The sequence below is a fragment of the Pseudomonas sp. 2hn genome, from assembly GCF_019646095.1.
Taxonomy (GTDB): Bacteria; Pseudomonadota; Gammaproteobacteria; order Pseudomonadales; family Pseudomonadaceae; genus Aquipseudomonas; species Aquipseudomonas peradeniyensis.
The window spans coordinates 1,593,903-1,608,457 of record NZ_CP081016.1 but is presented as its reverse complement, the minus strand read 5'-3'; the positions used below and the strand labels follow the sequence as shown (position 1 = coordinate 1,608,457).

Here is a 14,555-nt window from a genome sequence, read left to right as displayed (position 1 = left end):
CGCCACCCAATGGGTGGCGTTTTTCATTCAGGCCCAACACCAACAGGCTAGGATTTGCTCACCTCGCCTTCGCGCTCCGCGCCGGCCTCCTCTTCGGTATCCTCCGCAGCCACCGGCGCCTGCATCACCTCCTGCACGGTCTGCTCGTCCACCCGTGGATCAAGGGCCGCCGACAAGGGCGAACCGGCCGCCGGCATGGCCACGTGCCCCAGCGGCGCATCCTGGACCTGGTGCAGCCCGGTGACCGCCTTGGGCCGAATGCGCCAGACCAGCACCAGGGCGAAGAACACGAAGAAGGCGTACAGCATCTGCGCGCCCAGCAGCTTCATCAGCACCCCCGCCGCCAGCGGCCCGATGCAGGCCCCCACGCCATAGGTGACCAGCAGCATGGCCGTCAACGAGACCCGCCGCTCGCTTTCCACATGGTCATTGGAAAACGCCACCGCCAGGGGATACAGGCAGAACTGCAACAGCGATATGACGAAACCGATACCGAACAACAGCGCCAACGGCACGCCTGGCAGGATCGCCAGCGGCGCCGAGGCCAGCGCCAGGCCGATCGCCACGCTGCGGATCAGCACGGCGCGATCATAGCGGTCGGACAACCAGCCCAGCGGCCACTGCACCAGCAGGCCGGCAAAAATACAACTGCCCATGAACAGGCCGATCTGCTCGGTGGACAGCCCCTGGCTGGACGCATACAGCGGCGCCAGGCCATAGAACGAACCGACGATCAGACCCGAGCCAAGCACCGTGGACAGCGACTGCGGCACGCGCTTGATGAAGAACTTCGGCTCCATCGGCGCCGGTCGCAACGGCGCGGGGTGGATGCGCCGGGTCATGGCCACTGGCACCAGGCACAGGGCAAAGCACATCGCCACCAGCATCAGCAACTCAGGCCCCAGCTGCGGATGCACCACCAGGATCAACTGGCCAAGCACCAGCCCAAGATACGAGGCGATCATGTAGCCGCTGAACACCGCGCCGCGATGCTTGGCATCGGCCTGCTCGTTGAGCCAGCTCTCGATGACCATGTACTGGCACATCATCCCCAGGCCGACGATCATCCGCAGTCCGATCCACACCGGCAGCCAGCTGGTCAGCCCGTGCCCGAGCACTGCCGCGCCGACGATGCCGGCACAGGTGGCGTAGGCGCGGATATGCCCGACCCGGCCAATCAGCCGGTGCCCGACCTTGCCGCCCACCGCCAGGCCGAAGTAGTTGGCCGCCATCAGCGCACCGATCCACAGGCTGTCGACATGGTCGGCGGCCAGGCGCAGGGCCAGGTAGGTACTGAGCAGGCCCGAACCGATCAGCATCATCAGGGCGGCGAAGTACAACGACTGAAACGGCTTCCAGATATTTCGCATACGTCCCGTCAAGCTCCTTGATCTGGTGGCGCGGGGTTGCTGCCAAGCATAAAAGCAAATCCACCGCGGCGCAGGCCCCCGACCGCGAAATCGGCCGCCGGGGGCGCATCCAGTAGCGGTCGTGTCGCGCTCAGGCTTGCGCGGCGAGCACGCGGCGCTCCCAGGGCGTGATCTCATCGAAGAAATCGCTCAACTCCAGGGTCTTGGTGGCGATGTAGCCTTCGATGAACTCCCTGCCGAACAGTTCCCGCGCCAGGTTGCTGCGCTTGAGGCGCTCCAGCGCGGCGTGCAGGGTGCAAGGCAGGCTCAGGTGCTCGGGGACTTCGAACTCGCCCTGGATCGCCGGCGTCGGCGCAAGCTGCCGCTCGATTCCATGCAGACCGGCGGCAAGGCTCGCGGCGAGGGCCAGGTAAGGGTTGGCGTCGGCGCCCGGCAGGCGGTTCTCCACTCGCCGCGCCGCAGGCGAGCTGGCCGGGATGCGCAGGCCCGCTGCGCGATTGTCCTCGGACCAGCAGGCATTGTTCGGCGACGCATAGGGGTGGCACAGGCGCTGGTAGGAGTTGACGTTCGGCGCGAACAGCACGGTGAAGTCGGCCAGGCAGGCCTGCAGGCCACCGATGAAATGATGGAAGATGTCGGTCGCCCTGCCCTGCTCGTCGCTGAACACGTTGCGCCCGCTGGCGATGTCGACCAGGCTCTGGTGAATATGCATCGAGCTGCCGGGCGTGTGCGCCAGCGGCTTGGCCATGCACACCACGGTCAGGCCATGCTTGAGCGCGACCTCCTTGAGCAGGTGCTTGAACAGGAAGGTCTGGTCGGCCAGCAGCAAGGGATCGCCGTGCAGCAGGTTGATCTCGAACTGGCTGACGCCCATCTCGTGCATGAAGGTGTCGCGCGGCAGGCCCAACGCCGCCATGCAGCGGTACACCTCGTTGAAGAACGGGCGCAGGCCGTTGTTGGAGCTGACACTGAATGCCGAGTGGCCCAATTCCCGGCGTCCGTCCTTGCCCAGCGGCGGTTGGAACGGCTGGGTCGGGTCGCTGTTGGCGGCGAAGACGAAGAACTCCAGCTCCGTCGCCACCACCGGCGCCAGCCCGCGCTCGGCATAACGGGCGATCACCGCCTTGAGCTGGCCACGGCTGGACAGCCCCGAGGGCGTGCCATCGAGCTCCACCGCGTCGCAGATGGCCAGTGCCCGAGGCTCGTCGCTCCAGGGCAGTCGGTGGATCTGCGAGGGCTCGGCCACCAGCGCCAGGTCGCCGTCGTCGCTGCCGTAGTACTTGGCCGCCGGGTAGCCGCCGATGATGCACTGCAGCAGGACGCCGCGGGCCATCTGCAGACGGCGACCCTCGAGGAAGCCCTCGGCGGTCATCACCTTGCCGCGGGGCACGCCGTTGAGGTCGGGGGTGACGCATTCGATTTCATCGATGCCCTTCAGGAACGCTGCCTGGTTGCGCGGGCCTTCGGTCGTCATGACGCTGTCCTTCTTGTTGTGTTCGCATGCCGGGAATGGCGACGCACACAACATAGGCCGGGGGTGTTTAAAATATCAAGCACCCCAGGGACCGTGGAGCCTTCTTCGCGGGTAAACCCGCTCCCACAGGGTCATCTTGGCCCTGGAGGGTGGCGTGATTCCCGTGGGAGCGGGTTTACCCGCGAAAGGGCCAGCCCAGGTTACTGCTCACGCAACGTCATGCCATTGGCCGGCAACGGCAGCGCGGTCTTGTAGCGCACCTGCTTCAAGGCAAAGCTGGAGCGAATGTTCGCCACCCCGGGCAAGCGCGTCAGGTAGTCGAGGAAACGCTCCAGCGCCTGGATGCTCGGCAGCAGCACCCGCAGCAGGTAATCCGGATCCCCGGTCATCAGGTAGCACTCCATCACCTCCGGCCGTTCGGCGATCTCCTCCTCGAAGCGGTGCAGCGACTGCTCGACCTGCTTTTCAAGGCTGACGTGGATGAACACATTCACATCCAGCCCCAGCGCCTCGGGCGACAGCAGCGTGACCTGCTGGCGGATCACCCCCAGCTCCTCCATGGCCTTGACCCGGTTGAAGCACGGCGTGGGCGACAGGTTGACCGAGCGCGCCAGCTCCGCGTTGGTGATCCGGGCGTTTTCCTGCAGGCTGTTGAGGATTCCGATATCCGTTCGATCCAGTTTACGCATGAGAGAAATTGACCTGGTTTTTGTGTTTGTACGGAATGTTTATCTGCGCCGCCGGACAAAGGCAATGAACTTGAGAGAAAAATTCTCCTGCCGTCCCCCTATGATGTAAAAAGACGCTGACCTGCCAGTCACGAGCCGGCAGTCAGCGGCGGCCGCTTCAAAGCTCACAAAAACAACATTCGAGCGAGCGTAAAAAGCATGAACGAGTACGCCCCCCTGCGTCTGCATGTGCCCGAGCCTACAGGCCGGCCAGGCTGCCAGACCGATTTCTCCTACCTGCGCCTGAACGACGCCGGTCAAGTCCGTAAACCCCCTATCGATGTGGAGCCTGCCGACACGGCGGACCTCTCCTACAGCCTCGTGCGCGTGCTCAACGAGCATGGCGACGCCGTCGGCCCCTGGGCCGAGGGCATCGAGCCGCAGGTGCTGCGCCAAGGCATGCGCGCCATGCTCAAGACGCGCATCTTCGACAGCCGCATGGTGGTCGCCCAGCGCCAGAAGAAGATGTCCTTCTACATGCAGAGCCTGGGCGAGGAAGCCATCGGCAGCGGCCAGGCCCTGGCCCTGAACCGCAGCGACATGTGCTTCCCCACCTACCGCCAGCAGAGCATCCTGATGGCCCGCGAGGTGTCGCTGGTGGACATGATCTGCCAGCTGCTGTCCAACACCCGTGACCCGCTCAAGGGCCGCCAGCTGCCGATCATGTACTCGGTACGCGAAGCCGGCTTCTTCACCATCAGCGGCAACCTGGCGACCCAGTTCGTCCAGGCAGTCGGCTGGGCCATGGCCTCGGCGATCAAGGGCGATACCAAGATCGCCTCGGCGTGGATCGGTGACGGCGCCACCGCCGAGTCCGACTTCCACACTGCCCTGACCTTCGCCCACGTCTACCGCGCCCCGGTGATCCTCAACGTGGTCAACAACCAGTGGGCGATCTCGACCTTCCAGGCCATCGCCGGTGGCGAGTCGACCACCTTCGCCGGTCGTGGCGTGGGTTGCGGCATCGCCTCGCTGCGGGTCGACGGCAACGACTTCATCGCCGTCTACGCCGCCTCGCGCTGGGCCGCCGAACGCGCCCGCCGTGGCCTGGGCCCGACGCTGATCGAATGGGTCACCTACCGCGCCGGCCCGCACTCGACCTCGGACGACCCGTCCAAGTACCGCCCGGCCGACGACTGGAGCCACTTCCCGCTGGGCGACCCGATCGCCCGCCTGAAACAGCACCTGATCAAGCTCGGCCACTGGTCCGAGGAAGAGCACCAGGCGGTCACCGCCGAGCTCGAGGCCGAGGTGATCAAGGCGCAGAAGGACGCCGAGCAGTTCGGCACCCTGAGCAATGGCCATATCCCCAGCGCCGCCTCGATGTTCGAGGACGTGTACAAGGAAATGCCCGACCACCTGCGCCGTCAGCGCCAGGAACTGGGGGTCTGAGATGAACGATCACAACAACAGCATCCATCTGGAAAACGCCATGTCCACCACCACCATGACCATGATCCAGGCCCTGCGCTCGGCCATGGATGTCATGCTCGAGCGCGATGACAACGTGGTGGTCTATGGCCAGGACGTTGGCTACTTCGGCGGCGTGTTCCGCTGCACCGAAGGTCTGCAGACCAAGTACGGCAAGTCCCGCGTGTTCGACGCGCCGATCTCCGAGAGCGGCATCGTCGGCACCGCCGTGGGCATGGGCGCCTATGGCCTGCGCCCGGTGGTCGAGATCCAGTTCGCCGACTACTTCTACCCCGCCTCCGACCAGATCGTCTCGGAGATGGCCCGCCTGCGCTATCGCTCGGCCGGCGAATTCATCTCGCCGCTGACCCTGCGCATGCCCTGCGGCGGCGGCATCTACGGCGGCCAGACCCACAGCCAGAGCCCCGAGGCGATGTTCACCCAGGTGTGCGGCCTGCGCACCGTGATGCCGTCCAACCCATACGACGCCAAGGGGCTGCTGATCGCCTCGATCGAATGCGACGACCCGGTGATCTTCCTCGAGCCCAAGCGCCTGTACAACGGCCCGTTCGACGGCCACCACGACCGCCCGGTAACCCCGTGGTCCAAGCACCCGCACAGCGCAGTGCCTGATGGCTACTACAACGTGCCGCTGGACAAGGCGGTAATCACCCGCCCGGGCAACGACGTCACCGTGCTGACCTACGGCACCACCGTGTATGTCTCGCAGGTGGCCGCCGAGGAGAGCGGCGTCGACGCCGAAGTCATCGACCTGCGCAGCCTGTGGCCGCTGGACCTGGAGACCATCGTCGCGTCGGTGAAAAAGACCGGTCGCTGCGTGGTCGTGCACGAGGCCACCCGTACCTGCGGCTTCGGCGCCGAACTGGTGTCGCTGGTCCAGGAGCACTGCTTCCATCACCTCGAGGCGCCCATCGAGCGCGTCACCGGCTGGGACACCCCCTACCCTCACGCACAGGAATGGGCCTACTTCCCCGGCCCTTCGCGGGTAGGCGCGGCACTGAAACGGGTCATGGAGGTCTGAATGGGAACGCACGTCATCAAGATGCCGGATATCGGTGAAGGCATCGCGCAAGTCGAGTTGGTGGAATGGTTCGTCAAGGTCGGCGATGTGATCGCCGAGGACCAGGTGGTGGCCGATGTCATGACTGACAAAGCCACCGTGGAAATCCCTTCGCCGGTCAGCGGCAAGGTACTGGCCCTGGGTGGCCAGCCCGGTGAGGTGATGGCGGTCGGCAGCGAGCTGATCCGCATCGAGGTCGAAGGCAGCGGCAACCATGTCGACGTGCCCCAGGCCAAGCCGGTGGAGCCGGAACCTGCACCGGTCAAGGCCATGGCCCAACCCGAGCCACGCATCGAAGCACGACCCCAGGTTGTCGCGACCCACGCCGCCGCGCCTATCGTGCCACGCGAAGCCCACGACAAGCCACTGGCCTCCCCGGCCGTGCGCAAGCGCGCCCTGGACGCCGGGATCGAGCTGCGCTACGTGCATGGCAGCGGCCCGGCCGGGCGCATCCTGCATGAAGACCTCGATGCCTTCATCAGCAAACCGCAGACCGGCGCCGGTCAGGCACCAGGGGGCTACGGCAAGCGCACAGACAGCGAGCAGATACCGGTGATCGGCCTGCGCCGCAAGATCGCCCAGCGCATGCAGGACGCCAAGCGCCGCGTCGCCCACTTCAGCTACGTCGAGGAAATCGACGTCACCAACCTGGAAGCCTTGCGCCAGCAACTCAACGCCAAGTACGGCGACAGCCGCGGCAAGCTGACCCTGCTGCCGTTCCTGGTGCGCGCCATGGTCGTCGCCCTGCGCGACTTCCCGCAGATCAACGCCACCTACGACGACGAAGCCCAGGTCATCACCCGTCACGGCGCGGTACACGTCGGCATCGCCACCCAGGGCGACAACGGCCTGATGGTGCCGGTACTGCGCCACGCCGAGGCCGGCAACCTGTGGAGCAACGCCAGCGAGATCGCCCGCGTCGCCCACGCCGCGCGCAACAACAAGGCCACTCGCGAGGAGCTTTCCGGCTCGACCATCACCCTGACCAGCCTCGGCGCGCTGGGCGGCATCGTCAGCACCCCGGTGGTCAACACCCCGGAAGTGGCGATCGTCGGCGTCAACCGCATGGTCGAACGGCCAGTGGTGATCGACGGCCAGATCGTCGTGCGCAAGATGATGAACCTGTCCAGCTCGTTCGACCATCGCGTGGTCGACGGCATGGATGCCGCCCTGTTCATCCAGGCCGTGCGCGGCCTGCTGGAACAGCCTGCCTGCCTGTTCGTGGAGTGATCATGCAAGAGCTCATCAACACCACCCTGCTGATCATCGGCGGCGGCCCCGGCGGCTACGTGGCCGCCATCCGCGCCGGGCAGCTGGGTATCCCCACCGTGCTCGTCGAAGGCCAGGCCCTGGGCGGCACCTGCCTGAACATCGGCTGCATTCCCTCGAAGGCGCTGATCCATGTGGCCGAGCAGTTCCACCAGGCCAGCCGCTACACCGAGCCTTCGCCGCTGGGCATCAGCGTGGCCTCGCCGCGCCTGGACATCACGCACAGCGTCGAGTGGAAGGACGGCATCGTCGACCGCCTCACCAGCGGCGTCGCCGCCTTGCTGAAAAAGCACGGCGTGAAGGTGATCCATGGCTGGGCGAAGATCCTCGACGGCAAGAGCGTCGAGGTCGACGGCCAGCGCATCCAGTGCGAGCACCTGCTGCTGGCCACCGGCTCGAACAGCGTCGAACTGCCGATGCTGCCTATCGGCGGGCCGATCATCTCGTCCACCGAGGCCCTGGCACCCAAGTCGCTGCCCCAGCATCTGGTGGTGGTCGGCGGCGGCTACATCGGCCTGGAACTGGGTATCGCCTACCGCAAGCTCGGCGCCAAGGTCAGCGTGGTGGAAGCCCGCGAACGCATCCTGCCAACCTACGACGCGGAACTCACCGCGCCGGTGGCCGACTCGATCAAGAAACTCGGCATCGCCCTGTACCTGGGCCACAGTGTCGAAGGCTATGCCGACGGCTGCCTGTTGGCCAGCGACGGCCAGGGCGGGCAACTGCGCCTGGAGGCTGACCAGGTGCTGGTGGCCGTGGGTCGCCGCCCACGCACCAAGGGCTTCGGCCTGGAAAGCCTGGACCTGAAGATGAACGGCGCGGCCATCGCCATCGACGAGCGCTGCCAGACCAGCATGCGCAACGTCTGGGCCATCGGCGACGTGGCCGGCGAGCCGATGCTGGCGCACCGGGCCATGGCCCAGGGCGAGATGGTCGCCGAGATCATCGCCGGCAAGAGCCGACGCTTCGAGCCCAGCGCAATCGCCGCGGTGTGCTTCACCGATCCGGAAGTGGTGGTGGTCGGCCAGACGCCGGAACACGCCAACCAGCAGGGCGTGGACTGCATCGTCGCGCAATTCCCCTTCGCCGCCAACGGCCGGGCCATGAGCCTGGAATCGAAGACCGGCTTCGTGCGTGTGGTGGCCCGTCGCGACAATCACCTGATCCTCGGCTGGCAGGCCGTGGGCGTGGCGGTATCGGAACTGTCCACCGCCTTTGCCCAGTCGCTGGAGATGGGGGCTCGCCTGGAAGACATCGCCGGCACCATCCACGCCCACCCGACCCTCGGCGAGGCGGTACAGGAAGCGGCGCTGCGCGCCCTGGGCCACGCCCTGCATATCTGACCTGATACTGAAGCGGCAATCGCCGATTTGGCCCGCTGCGCCCCTGGCGCCGCGGGTCTTTTTTCATTCGGCGACAGCGTTCTTGCCGGCTGCCTTGGCCCGGTACAGCGCCTTGTCGGCACGGGCCAGCAGGTCGTGCCGCTCCTCTCCTTCCCGCCACTGCACCACGCCATAGCTCATGGTCAGCTGGCACTGGCCAATCGGCGCCACTTCGGCCAAGGCCTCCTGAATCCGCTGCGCCGCTTCGCGTGCCTGTTCCTGCGAGGTCCGTGGCAAGACCACCACGAATTCATCGCCGCCCCAGCGCGCCAGAAGGTCCTGCTCTCCCAGGCACTGGCGGATCCGCTCGGTGACCTCGACCAACGCCGCATCGCCACGGGCATGGCCGTGCAGGTCGTTGATCGGTTTGAAGTCGTCCAGGTCCATGGCGATCAACGCCAGCGGTTCACGGAAACGCCGGGCACGCTCGCACGCCTGCTCCAGGGTCTTTTCCAGGCGATAGCGATTGGCGGTACGGGTCAGGGCGTCGCGCTCGGCCAACTCGCGATTCTCGTCGAGCTGGCGCTGCAACTGTTGGTTGACCCACGACAGTTCGCGGGTGCGCTCGGCCACCAGGCCTTCCAGGGACAGGTTGCGCTGCTCGAGCTCCGCTACCAGGCGCTTGCCCGCGTCGATATTGCGGTGGGCGCCGAGCATGCGCGCTACCGAACCGTCGGCGTTGCGGGCGATGACATGGCCGCTGTCCTCGATCCACAGGTAGCTGCCATCCTGGCAGCGGCAACGGTACTCGATGAGATAACGCTCGTTGCGCTGGTTGATGTAGGCCTCGAAATGCGCCATCACCCGTGGGTAATCCTCGGGGTGGATCACGCTTTCCCAGGTCAGCACGGAATTGTCCAGCGAGTGGCTGGCATAGCCCAGCATCGCGTACCAGCCCGGATTGCGGTAGACATAGCCGTTGTTGGCATCCCAGTCCCAGATACCGTCGCTGATCAGATCGAACAAGGTGTGCAATTGCTGCTCGGTGAAGCCAGCCGGTAGCGGCTTTGTTGCCTGACTCATGGACGCGCTCCCTGTTGTCCAGCAACTGCGCCCCGTACCCGGTGCTGCCGACACATGCTTGTATTTGCCGCAAGCGGCAATCCTGTTCCTCTGCCGGCCAAGCATATTCCGAGCAACAGGCTGTCGGAATAGTCCTAACGGCCTATTTCGCCCCGGTACCACTGCTGGCACAGCTTTTGCCCCTTTCGTCGTGTGTCCTGTCTCGGAAATAAGCTGTTCACTTTTGGCGGCGTCTTGGGCGCCCGGCCGGCGTTGCCACTCCTCGCCATAGCCCTGCTATGACTCGTCGCGGCGCCTTGCCCGAACACCCGAGCCACTCGCCAAAAGAGAACGTATTTCCGAGACAGGACACCAGCGCCGGGCATTCGTCAGTAGAAGCGCTTCGGATCCCCTGACTCGAGCAGGCTGGCCAGCTGGGTCAGGGCGAAGCGCAACTCCTCCCGACTGGTCGGCGACATCAGCACGACCCGCACGCCACGTGGATCGCCCGTGCGTTCCACCTGGAACTGGCTGGCGCTCATGACCACCACGCCATTGGCCCGCGCCAGCAGGGCGAACTCGTCGCTGCGCCACGGCTCGGGCAGGTTGAGCCAGAGGTGATAGCTGTGCGGCTGGCTCTGCAGCGACGCACTGGCGAAAACTTCACGGGCGATGGCCTGGCGTGCCGCCGCCTCGGCGCGGTGCATGCGGATCAACTGGCTGTCCAACCCTTCGCCGATCACATGGCTGGCCAGTTGCGCGGTCAACGGCGAAGGCATCCACACCGTGCTGCGTACCATGGCGGTCAGGCGTGACAGCAGCTTCGGCGGGCTGTACAGGTAGCCGATGCGCAGCGCCGGCATGACCGACTTGGACAGGCTGGTGAGGTAGATCGAACGCTCCGGGGCGAAGGTCGTCAACGGCCGAGTCTGCGGGTCGGTGGCGAGGAAACCGTAGATGTCATCGTCCAGCAGCAGGAAATCGAACTCCTCCGCCAGCGCCGCGATCTGGGCGCGGCGCTCGTTGGACATGATCGCCGTGGTCGGGTTCTGGCAGGTCGCCACGCACACCAGCATGGCGGGCCGCTCGCGCTGGCAGATCTCGCGCAAGGCCTCGGGGAGGATGCCCTGCTCGTCCATCGGTACGCCACGCAGACGGCGGCCCAGGCCATGGGCCACGGAAATGATGCCCGGATAGCACAGCGACTCGCACAGCACCAGGTCGCCCGCCCCGGTCAGGGCGCTGATCGCCACCATCAACCCATGCTGGGCACCGCTGGTGATGACCATCTGCTGCCACTGCGCACCCGGCAGCCACTGGCGCAACCATTGCGCGCCCGCCTCGCGATGCGCTGGATGGCCGCCATCGGGGGCGTAGTCCAGCACCTGCTCCAGCCGTGAGGTATTGGCCAGCTCGGTCAACGCGTTACGCAACCAGTACTGCAGGGTTTCGCCGTAGGGCTTGATGATCGACAGGTCGAGCGCTTCGCCGCGAGCTGCAGGTGCAGATCGGGCGATCACGGGGGCCTCGCCCATCTCGGCGATCCGGTCGAGGACGTAGGTGCCACGCCCCACCTCGCCCTGGGTCAGGCCACGGCGCGACGCCTCGGTGTAGGCGCGGCTGATGGTGCCTGGCGTGACGTCCAGTGCCTGCGCCAGTTCGCGCAACGTCGGCAAGCGTTCGCCACGCCGCAGCGCGCCGCTGGCAATATCGTGCGCCAGCGCATCGGCAATGGACAGGTAGACAGGCTGATTGCTTTCGCTGATCCGTGGAACCCACATGAGACGGCTACCGGGCTGAAAATGATTGAAATTTGAACACACAGGCCAACTTGAGTCGATCCTCCGAGCGATTCAAGTTGTAAGCATCACCCGCGTGGGAGCTGCCCCACTTGAATTCAGGTCTCGTTACCGTATAGATTCAATTTGAATCGACTCAATCGAATCAATCAACTCACCTGGACTCGCCATGGACAACCTCAGAAAGGATTTTTCCCTCTCCGCCCTGGTCGCCGGCCTGATCGCCGTGATCATCTCCTACGCAGGCCCCTTGATCATCGTGTTCCAGGCCGCCGACCAGGCAGGCCTGGGTAACGCCACGACCGCCTCTTGGATCTGGGCCATCTCCATCGGCAGCGGCCTGACCGGCTTGCTGCTGAGCTGGAAACTGCGGGTGCCGGTGATCACCGCCTGGTCCACGCCCGGCGCGGCGCTGCTGGTGTCGATGCTACCGAGTGTGTCATTGGCGCAGGCGGTGGGCGCGTACATCGTCGCCTCGCTGCTGATTGCCGTGATCGCCCTGAGCGGCGCCTTCGACAAGCTGATGAATCGCCTGCCCAAGGCCATTGCCGCGGCGATGCTGGCCGGCATCCTGTTCCGCTTCGGCGCCGAACTGTTCAGCTCGATCCGCCTGCAGCCCGTGCTGGTACTGTCGATGTTGGCGAGCTACCTGCTGTTCAAGCGCTTGTCGCCGCGCTACGCGATTCTTTCGGTGCTGATCGTCGGTTGCGGCCTCGCCACCGGCCTGGGCCAGCTGGACACCCAGGCCCTGGTGCTGGAAATGACCGTCCCGACCTGGACCAGCCCGCAGTGGAGCTGGCAGGCCATCGTCAATATCGGCCTGCCCCTGGCCCTGGTATCGCTCACCGGCCAGTCGGTGCCCGGTATCGCCGTACTGCGCACCTCCGGCTACCAGGTGCCGGCACGCCCGATCGTCTCGGTCACCGCCCTGGGTTCGCTGCTACTGGCACCTTTCGGCTGCCACGGCGTCAACCTGGCGGCGATCACCGCCGCCATCTGCACTGGCCGCGAGGCCCACGAGAACCCTGACAAGCGCTACATCGCCGGCATGGCCTGCGGCGCCTTCTACCTGCTGATGGGCAGCTTCGGCGCCACGCTGGCCTCGGTGTTCGCCGCCCTGCCGAGGGAACTGATCGCCGCCCTCGCCGGCCTGGCACTGTTCGGTGCCATTGCCAACGGCCTGACGGGCGCCATGAGTGACGAAAAACAGCGGGAGCCGGCGCTGATCACCTTCCTGGTCACCGCATCGGGGATGAGCCTGCTCGGCCTTGGCGCCGCGTTCTGGGGTCTGATCTTCGGGCTGGCGGCACACTTCGCCCTGAGCTACAGCCGCACGACGCGACAGCCGCAGGCAAGCGTTCAGGTTCGTTGAACGAGGACAAGGGAAATGGGGGGGAAATGGCGTCCCAGGGCAGGTTCGAACTGCCAACCTTCCCCTTAGGAGGGGGATGCTCTATCCAATTGAGCTACTGAGACACAGAAGCCGACAACAGACGCTGTGCGGCGGGGACGGCGAGCATGTTAACCAGCGTGTGGGCATTTGTCATGTATCAATCGGGCAATTTGCACGTCGGCTTTTTCCCCGCCGCGTCGGCGATCACGCCTTCGCTGCGCAACAGCGCGAGCAACGCCTCGACCGCGCTGGCCAGCGAACCGGAGTTGTCCACGACATGCACGCCGGGATCATAGGCCTGCAACCTCAAGTTGCGGGCCAGGCGCTGCTCGATCTCTTCATTGCTCTCCCGCCCCCTGGCCAGCAATCGCTGCCGTAGCGCTTGCTGGGAAACCGTCAGCCCCACGGCCACCAGGTCGGGATAGCGCTGCCGGGCGTTGGCCAGGTAGGCACGCGAACCATTGACCAGCACCGACTGGCCTGCGGCGAGCCACGCGCCCAACTGTGCGGGGATGCCATAGCTCAGACCATTCGCCTGCCAGTCCAGGGAAAACGCCCCCGCCTCGCGCATCGCCTCGAAGCGATCGACGCTCACTCCGAGCGCGGCTTCGCCCTTGGCCTCGGCCGAGCGCGTGATGACCCGCCGGGCGATTTCGACGCCCTGGGCGAACAATCGCTCACGCGCCGCATCGATCAGGGAATCTTTTCCCGATCCCGACGGTCCCATGAGGAATATCAGGCGCCCCCTTGAGGCCGCCCCACCGCTTGCGTCATATTGCATAGCCACTATGCTCAATGTATGGGAAACCAGCGCATTCCAGGATTTTCCCCAGGCCTTTACCGTCTTTTACCAGATTTTGACGGCATTTGTCTGACGCCGGTGCAATTCGATGAATGTGAAACTTTTCAAACCAGTGCTCATTTCTGATAATTGGTACTGGCAAAAAGCCTTTATCGAGATCACTATTTGTCACAGAATTGACGCCAAGGAAACGGCGACCCTGAGGCAAGATGAAGAACCAAAATCACATCACGGTTGAACATTTTGTCGTCGCCGCGGTCGTACTTCCACCGTGCGGCCAATTTGCGAACCGCTCCCCCTGAACCAGAACAACCGGTCAATTTATATGCGCCCAATGAAACAGGCTATCTATTCGAGCCGCACCGCTGACAAGTTCGTCGTCCGCCTGCCAGACGGGATGCGTGAGCGCATTGCCGAAGTAGCGCGAAACCATCACCGCAGCATGAACTCCGAAATCATCGCCCGCCTGGAGCAGAGCCTTATCCAGGAAGGTGCCTTGGGTGATGAACTGAGCATGCGCCTGGACAGCCCAGAGCTCAGCCTCCACGAACGTGAACTGCTGCAGCGCTTCCGCCAGCTGTCCCACCGCCAGCAGAATGCGCTGGTCGCCCTCATCGCTCACGATGTGGAAATGGCCGCCGACGCGTCCTGATCCAGGCTAGCGACAGCCGCACACAAAAAAGCCAGCGCAAGCTGGCTTTTTTTTGCATCCGGTTGCGGAGTCACGCACCCCCCTACTGTAGGAGCGGCCTTGTGCCGCGAAAGGGCCGCATAGCGGCCCCGGCGATCTTTGCATCAACGCTGAAATCATGGGGCCGCCATGCGGCCCTTTCGCGGCGCAAGGC

The 14,555-nt window shown here is 65.2% G+C and carries 12 protein-coding genes and 1 tRNA gene; 6 read left to right on the top strand and 7 right to left on the bottom strand.

Annotated elements, in window-relative coordinates; translation table 11 throughout:
• Positions 1–47 precede the first annotated feature (47 nt).
• From K2O50_RS07480 to bkdR, 3 genes are all read right to left on the bottom strand, one after another.
• Positions 48–1,370, bottom strand: a complete 1,323-nt coding sequence (locus tag K2O50_RS07480) for an MFS transporter (protein ID WP_186714870.1) — start codon at positions 1,368–1,370, stop codon at positions 48–50.
• 130 nt (positions 1,371–1,500) lie between these two features.
• A complete protein-coding gene (locus K2O50_RS07475) occupies positions 1,501–2,742 on the bottom strand; it encodes a glutamine synthetase family protein (RefSeq protein WP_177330858.1) in 1,242 nt (413 codons plus the stop codon).
• A 302-nt stretch (positions 2,743–3,044) separates the two neighbouring features.
• A complete protein-coding gene (gene bkdR, locus K2O50_RS07470) occupies positions 3,045–3,533 on the bottom strand; it encodes a Bkd operon transcriptional regulator BkdR (RefSeq protein ID WP_028691050.1) in 489 nt (162 codons plus the stop codon).
• Positions 3,534–3,731: 198 nt separating this feature from the next.
• On the opposite strand from bkdR, the gene K2O50_RS07465 reads away from it, so the two are divergent.
• The 4 genes from K2O50_RS07465 to lpdA are packed head-to-tail and all read left to right on the top strand — an operon-like array spanning position 3,732 to position 8,675.
• Complete coding sequence (locus K2O50_RS07465; RefSeq protein ID WP_050706720.1) at positions 3,732–4,964, top strand: 3-methyl-2-oxobutanoate dehydrogenase (2-methylpropanoyl-transferring) subunit alpha; 1,233 nt, start codon at positions 3,732–3,734, stop codon at positions 4,962–4,964.
• A gap of 1 nt (position 4,965) precedes the next feature.
• Complete coding sequence (locus K2O50_RS07460; protein WP_050706721.1) at positions 4,966–6,024, top strand: alpha-ketoacid dehydrogenase subunit beta; 1,059 nt, start codon at positions 4,966–4,968, stop codon at positions 6,022–6,024.
• Positions 6,025–7,293, top strand: a complete 1,269-nt coding sequence (locus K2O50_RS07455; RefSeq protein WP_050706722.1) for a dihydrolipoamide acetyltransferase family protein — start codon at positions 6,025–6,027, stop codon at positions 7,291–7,293.
• Positions 7,294–7,295: 2 nt separating this feature from the next.
• Positions 7,296–8,675: a dihydrolipoyl dehydrogenase gene (lpdA, locus tag K2O50_RS07450; RefSeq protein ID WP_050706723.1), complete on the top strand. Its 1,380-nt coding sequence runs from the start codon at positions 7,296–7,298 to the stop codon at positions 8,673–8,675.
• A gap of 63 nt (positions 8,676–8,738) precedes the next feature.
• Here lpdA and K2O50_RS07445 read toward each other — a convergent pair whose 3' ends face one another.
• Both K2O50_RS07445 and K2O50_RS07440 read right to left on the bottom strand, forming a co-directional pair.
• Positions 8,739–9,737, bottom strand: a complete 999-nt coding sequence (locus K2O50_RS07445; RefSeq protein ID WP_050706724.1) for a diguanylate cyclase domain-containing protein — start codon at positions 9,735–9,737, stop codon at positions 8,739–8,741.
• Between the two features lie 368 nt (positions 9,738–10,105).
• The gene (locus K2O50_RS07440; protein ID WP_050706725.1) at positions 10,106–11,497 is read right to left on the bottom strand and encodes a PLP-dependent aminotransferase family protein; all 1,392 of its coding nucleotides are present in this window, start codon (positions 11,495–11,497) and stop codon (positions 10,106–10,108) included.
• Between the two features lie 187 nt (positions 11,498–11,684).
• On the opposite strand from K2O50_RS07440, the gene K2O50_RS07435 reads away from it, so the two are divergent.
• On the top strand, positions 11,685–12,887 hold the full coding sequence (locus tag K2O50_RS07435) for a benzoate/H(+) symporter BenE family transporter (RefSeq protein ID WP_050706726.1): 1,203 nt from the start codon (positions 11,685–11,687) through the stop codon (positions 12,885–12,887).
• A 27-nt stretch (positions 12,888–12,914) separates the two neighbouring features.
• Here the strand turns inward: K2O50_RS07435 and K2O50_RS07430 are convergent.
• Both K2O50_RS07430 and phnN read right to left on the bottom strand, forming a co-directional pair.
• A tRNA-Arg gene (locus K2O50_RS07430) sits at positions 12,915–12,991 on the bottom strand.
• Between the two features lie 74 nt (positions 12,992–13,065).
• Positions 13,066–13,689 (bottom strand): phosphonate metabolism protein/1,5-bisphosphokinase (PRPP-forming) PhnN, encoded by a 624-nt coding sequence (phnN, locus tag K2O50_RS07425; protein ID WP_050706727.1) that lies wholly within the window; start codon positions 13,687–13,689, stop codon positions 13,066–13,068.
• 346 nt (positions 13,690–14,035) lie between these two features.
• On the opposite strand from phnN, the gene K2O50_RS07420 reads away from it, so the two are divergent.
• Positions 14,036–14,362 (top strand): Arc family DNA-binding protein, encoded by a 327-nt coding sequence (locus K2O50_RS07420; RefSeq protein WP_003254499.1) that lies wholly within the window; start codon positions 14,036–14,038, stop codon positions 14,360–14,362.
• The last annotated feature ends 193 nt before the right edge of the window (positions 14,363–14,555 follow it).

What these genes read in the sequence shown, in the direction of transcription:
- K2O50_RS07480 (WP_186714870.1), bottom strand. Translation starts at nt 1,370, where the DNA reads ATGCGAAATATCTGGAAGCCGTTTCAGTCGTTGTACTTCGCCGCCCTG.
- K2O50_RS07475 (WP_177330858.1), bottom strand. Translation starts at nt 2,742, where the DNA reads ATGACCGCCGAGGGCTTCCTCGAGGGTCGCCGTCTGCAGATGGCCCGC.
- bkdR (WP_028691050.1), bottom strand. Translation starts at nt 3,533, where the DNA reads ATGCGTAAACTGGATCGAACGGATATCGGAATCCTCAACAGCCTGCAG.
- K2O50_RS07465 (WP_050706720.1), top strand. Translation starts at nt 3,732, where the DNA reads ATGAACGAGTACGCCCCCCTGCGTCTGCATGTGCCCGAGCCTACAGGC.
- K2O50_RS07460 (WP_050706721.1), top strand. Translation starts at nt 4,966, where the DNA reads ATGAACGATCACAACAACAGCATCCATCTGGAAAACGCCATGTCCACC.
- K2O50_RS07455 (WP_050706722.1), top strand. Translation starts at nt 6,025, where the DNA reads ATGGGAACGCACGTCATCAAGATGCCGGATATCGGTGAAGGCATCGCG.
- lpdA (WP_050706723.1), top strand. Translation starts at nt 7,296, where the DNA reads ATGCAAGAGCTCATCAACACCACCCTGCTGATCATCGGCGGCGGCCCC.
- K2O50_RS07445 (WP_050706724.1), bottom strand. Translation starts at nt 9,737, where the DNA reads ATGAGTCAGGCAACAAAGCCGCTACCGGCTGGCTTCACCGAGCAGCAA.
- K2O50_RS07440 (WP_050706725.1), bottom strand. Translation starts at nt 11,497, where the DNA reads ATGTGGGTTCCACGGATCAGCGAAAGCAATCAGCCTGTCTACCTGTCC.
- K2O50_RS07435 (WP_050706726.1), top strand. Translation starts at nt 11,685, where the DNA reads ATGGACAACCTCAGAAAGGATTTTTCCCTCTCCGCCCTGGTCGCCGGC.
- phnN (WP_050706727.1), bottom strand. Translation starts at nt 13,689, where the DNA reads ATGCAATATGACGCAAGCGGTGGGGCGGCCTCAAGGGGGCGCCTGATA.
- K2O50_RS07420 (WP_003254499.1), top strand. Translation starts at nt 14,036, where the DNA reads ATGCGCCCAATGAAACAGGCTATCTATTCGAGCCGCACCGCTGACAAG.